This is a genomic window from Brevundimonas sp. (assembly GCF_032017145.1).
Lineage (GTDB): Bacteria > Pseudomonadota > Alphaproteobacteria > Caulobacterales > Caulobacteraceae > Brevundimonas.
Map to the genome: position 1 here is coordinate 1 of NZ_DALZQC010000162.1, position 4,546 is coordinate 4,546.

The 4,546-nt window shown below is 68.6% G+C and carries 4 protein-coding genes and 1 pseudogene; all 5 read left to right on the top strand.

The annotated features are described in order from the left end of the window. Nucleotides 1-434, top strand: a 434-nt coding sequence (locus RTU05_RS17025) for an RcnB family protein (protein ID WP_312599502.1), incomplete at its 5' end; no start/stop codon positions are given. A gap of 98 nt (nucleotides 435-532) precedes the next feature. Beyond that, nucleotides 533-2,221, top strand: a complete 1,689-nt coding sequence (locus tag RTU05_RS17030; RefSeq protein WP_312599503.1) for a cisplatin damage response ATP-dependent DNA ligase — start codon at nucleotides 533-535, stop codon at nucleotides 2,219-2,221. A 51-nt stretch (nucleotides 2,222-2,272) separates the two neighbouring features. Next, a complete protein-coding gene (locus tag RTU05_RS17035; protein WP_312599504.1) occupies nucleotides 2,273-3,208 on the top strand; it encodes a mechanosensitive ion channel domain-containing protein in 936 nt (311 codons plus the stop codon). Then, complete coding sequence (locus tag RTU05_RS17040; RefSeq protein WP_312599505.1) at nucleotides 3,208-4,224, top strand: beta-eliminating lyase-related protein; 1,017 nt, start codon at nucleotides 3,208-3,210, stop codon at nucleotides 4,222-4,224. Before RTU05_RS17035 ends, RTU05_RS17040 begins: the two co-directional genes overlap by 1 nt. A 110-nt stretch (nucleotides 4,225-4,334) precedes the next feature. Then, nucleotides 4,335-4,546, top strand: a pseudogene (locus tag RTU05_RS17045) (metal ABC transporter permease); the annotation flags it as partial.

Genomic DNA, 4,546 nt, shown 5'->3' on the forward strand with positions numbered 1-4,546 from the left:
GCGCGGCCTCGGCCCAGCCCATGCCCCCGCACGGACCACACGGCCCTGCCGCGCGCCACGGTCCCGGCCCGGATCACCGCGATTTCCGTCGCGAGCAGCGGCATGAGCGCCGCGACTTCCGCCACGAGCAACGCCGCGAACGCCACGCCTATCGCGAAGAACAGCGCGCCTACGCCCGCTGGCAGCAGGCGCAGCGTCGCTATCATGCTCCGCGCTATGTGCCGCCGCGCGGCTATGAGGTGCGGTCGTGGCGATATGGTCAGCGGATGCCCTCCTACTACCGCACCAGCGACTATGTGGTGCGCGACTACGGGCGCTACGGTCTGCGCGCCCCGCCCCACGGCTATCAATATGTCCGCAGCGGCAACGACGTGGTGCTGGCGGCCGTCGCGGGCGGCCTGATCACCGCGGTCATCGCGGGCCTGTTCAACTAAGCGACCGCATCGGCGACAGGCGCCCCGGAGGGAAACCTCCGGGGCGTTCTTCGTTTGAGACCAGCGGCGACGGTTGGCGCGCCTGGACAGGGATGGACATGCGCGCCTTCGCCGAACTTCTGGATCGCCTGTCCCTGACGGCGTCGCGCAACGCCAAATTGGTGCTGGTGCGCGACTATCTGCGAGCGACGCCGGACCCGGATCGGGGCTGGGCGCTGGCCGCCCTGACCGGCGACCTGACCTTCGACGCCGCCAAGCCGGCCATGATCCGAAAGGCGGTGGAGGGGCGGGTGGACAGCGTGCTGTTCGGCTGGTCCTACGACTATGTGGGCGATCTGGCCGAGACGGTCGCCCTGATCTGGCCGGTGACGCCGGACCGTCGCCCGAACCGCGAGCCGGAGCTGGCCGAGGTGGTCGAGGCGCTGAGGACGGCCAGCCGGACCGAGGTGCGGGGCCTGCTGGAGAACTGGCTGGATGCGCTGGAGCCCAAGGGGCGGTGGGCGCTGCTGAAGCTGATGACGGGAGCCTTGCGGGTGGGCCTGTCGGCGCGGCTGGCCAAGACGGCGGCGGCGATGATCCGCCCCGACGTCGCGCCCGCGCCGCCGTCGCCGGACGGCGACGAGGGGGAGACGACGCTGGAGGCATTGGACGCCTCGGCCATCGAGGAGGTGTGGCACGCGGTCGAGCCGCCCTATGCCGACCTGTTCGCCTGGCTGGAGGGGCGGGCCGAACGACCCAGTCCGGATGCGCCGGGGCGGTTCCGGCCTGTCATGCTGGCGGTCGCCATCGACGAGGCGGTCGATCTGCCCAAGCTGTCGCCGGCCGACTACGCCGCCGAATGGAAGTGGGACGGCATACGCGTCCAGGCGGTGCTGGAGGGCGAGGTGCGAAAGCTTTACTCCCGCACCGGCGACGAGATTTCGGCGGCCTTTCCCGACGTCATGGACGCCCTGGCGTTCGAGGGCGCCATCGACGGCGAACTGATCGTCTGGCGCGAGGGGGCGGTGGCGCCGTTCGGCGATCTGCAGCAGCGGCTGAACCGCAAGACGGTGGACGCCAAGGCGATGCAGGCCTTTCCGGCGGCGGTGGTGGCCTATGATCTGCTGGCCCAGGACGGAGAGGACCTTCGCAGCCTGCCGCTGCGCCAGCGTCGCGCGCGACTTGAGGCCATGGTGGCCGATCATGCGGGCGAACGGCTGCATCTGTCGCCGCTGGTCGACTATGGCGATTGGGACCAGTTGGCGCGACTCAGGGCCGATCCGCCGGTGGGGGCGGCGGCCGAGGGTCTGATGCTGAAACGCTGGGACAGTCACTATCTGGCCGGGCGGCCAAAGGGGCCTTGGTTCAAGTGGAAGCGCGACCCCCACGTCATCGACGCGGTGCTGATGTACGCCCAGCGCGGGCACGGAAAGCGATCCAGCTTCTATTCCGACTACACCTTCGGCGTCTGGACCGAGGAGGGGACGCTGACGCCGGTCGGAAAAGCCTATTTCGGCTTCACCGACGAGGAGCTGAAACAGTTGGACAAGTTCGTTCGCGATCACACGGTGGAACGTTTCGGACCCGTCCGCTCGGTGCGGGCCGAACGGGATTTCGGCCTGGTTCTGGAGATCGCCTTCGAAGGGCTGAACCGCTCGACCCGGCACAAATCCGGCGTGGCCATGCGATTTCCGCGCGTCAGCCGCATCCGCTGGGACAAGCCCGCGCGTGAGGCCGACACCCTGGGCAATGTGATGAACCTGCTGGACGCCATGGAAAGCGGCGGCGGACGCATAGCCAAGGCATGAAAACAGGCGTCCGGGGCTTCCAATCGCGGCGTCAGGCGTTAGACCCGGCCCATGTCTTCGACCCTGTCTCTTGACGTCGCCTCCCTGGACCAAGCGGTCGCCGCCGGCCGAAAGGCCATTGCGGTCGATGCGGTGATGATCGCCAAACTGACCGAACTGGCGGGCGAGTTCGCCGTCAATCTGACCATCGCCATCCTGATCTTCATCGCGACCCTGTTCGCGGCGAAGTGGGCCTCCAGTGCGGCGCGCAAGGCGCTGTCGCGGGTGCGCGGGTTCCGGCACGACCCGACAGTCCTCAGCTTCGCCGTGCAGGTGGTGCGGGTGGTGGTCATCATCGTCGGCATGATCGCTGTGCTGCAACGGCTGGGGGTGCAGACGACCTCGATCATAGCAGTGCTGGGCGCGGCGTCCCTGGCGGTCGGTCTGGCGTTGCAGGGTACGCTGTCCAATGTGGCGTCGGGTATAATGCTGCTGGTGCTGCGGCCCTATCGCGTCGGCGACGTGGTGGACGTGGGCGGCATGTCGGGCACGGTGCAGCGGCTGGACCTGTTCACGACCCAGCTGTCGAACGCCAACAACCACAAGATCGTCATTCCGAACTCCAAGGTCCTGAGCGACTCGCTGACCAATCTGACGGGCCAACAGACCCGGCGGATCGAGATTCATTTCACCGTCGGCTATGGCGACGACCTGAACCAGGCGCGTCAGGTTCTGGCCGATGTCGCGGGCGGGCATGACAAGGTCCTGCACGATCCCAAGCCCTGGACCGGCGTGACGGGCCTGTTGGACAGTTCGGTCCAGATCACCCTGCACGCCTGGGTCAAGGTCGGCGACTGGTGGCAGACCCAGGCCGATCTGATGCAGGGCGGCAAGGAGGCGCTGGACGACGCCGGCATCGAGATTCCGTTCCCGCATCAGGTCGCCGTGCCCTATGGCGATGCCGATTACGACCCGATCGACGGGCCGGTGGCGGGCAAGGTCGGCTGATGCGCTACGATTTCGGGTCCGACAATACGGCGGGGATGGCGTTGAGCGCCATCGAGGGGCTGGTGCGCGCCAACAAGGGGTTCGCGCGCGCTTACGGCGCCGACGACGTGACCGCGCGCGCCGCCGATCAGATCCGGCAGCGGCTGGATGCGGACGCCGAGGTGCGGTTCGTCTTCAGCGGCACGGCCGCCAACGCCATCGCCCTGTCCATGCTGGCCCAGCCCTATGAGGCGGTGCTGGCCCACCATGCGGCGCACATCTGCACTGACGAGACGGGTGCGCCGGGCTTCTTCGGCCATGGCGTCGGCCTGATCGGCCTGCCGGGCTTTTCGGGCAAGATCGACCCTCTGGCCCTGCAGGCGCAGTTGGCCGAGGCCGAGGTCGGTCATCGCCAGCCGCCCGCCGCCCTGTCCCTGACCCAGGCGACGGAATATGGCGGGGTCTATACCGAGGAAGAGCTGCGCCATCTGATCGAGCCGGTGAAGGCGCTGGGCTATCGCGTCCATATGGACGGGGCGCGGCTGGCCAATGCGGCGGCGGCGGGGTTCGACCTGAAGGATATTCCGCGCCTGGGCGTGGACGTTCTGGTGTTCGGCGGAGCCAAGGCCGGGGCCAATTGCGCCGAAGCCATTGTGCTGTTCGACAAGACGCTGGCGCGGCGTTTGGACAACCGACTGAAGCAGGCCGGGCAGACGGCGTCCAAGACGCGACTGCTGTCCGGCCCCATGCTGGGCCTGTTGGAAAGCGGCGACTGGGAGGCGGGCGCCGCCCACGCCAATCTGATGGCGCAGCGGCTGGCGGCGGGCATCGCCACGCGGTCGTCCTTCGTCCTGGCCCATCCGGTGGAGGCCAACGCCGTCTTCGTGCGGATGTCGCCAGAGGCGCACGCGCGTCTGACCGACCTGGGATGGGCCTGCTATCCGTTCGACGACGGGTCGGTGCGGTTCGTGTGTTCCTGGGCCACTCAGGCGGCGGCGGTGGACGAGTTGCTGGACGCGATCGTCGGCCTGGACTGAGCGACTAATCCCCGGCCGCGCATCAGCGTGGCCTTTCCCCGGTCGCATTGGCTTTCCATATGCGGCAGATGGCGATGCGTGGAGAGCGCTCAGGCGGCAGGCGCGACCCGATGGTCAAGGCGCAGCAGGCCGGGAGCACGGATGACAAGACGGACGGACCGGCGACGCTGACGGCGCTCGCGGATCTGGCGCGGTTGGTGGGACGTTCGGGCGCGCCGCAGCTTCGGCTGCGGCTGATCTCGGCCATCGTCCTGACGTTGGCGGGCAAGGGGCTGGGGGTGCTGGCGCCGCTGGTGCTGGGCGCGGCGGTCAATCGGCTGGC

Excerpts from the sequence above, each read along its gene's own strand:
- RTU05_RS17030 (WP_312599503.1), top strand. The coding sequence starts at position 533 with ATGCGCGCCTTCGCCGAACTTCTGGATCGCCTGTCCCTGACGGCGTCG.
- RTU05_RS17035 (WP_312599504.1), top strand. The coding sequence starts at position 2,273 with ATGTCTTCGACCCTGTCTCTTGACGTCGCCTCCCTGGACCAAGCGGTC.
- RTU05_RS17040 (WP_312599505.1), top strand. The coding sequence starts at position 3,208 with ATGCGCTACGATTTCGGGTCCGACAATACGGCGGGGATGGCGTTGAGC.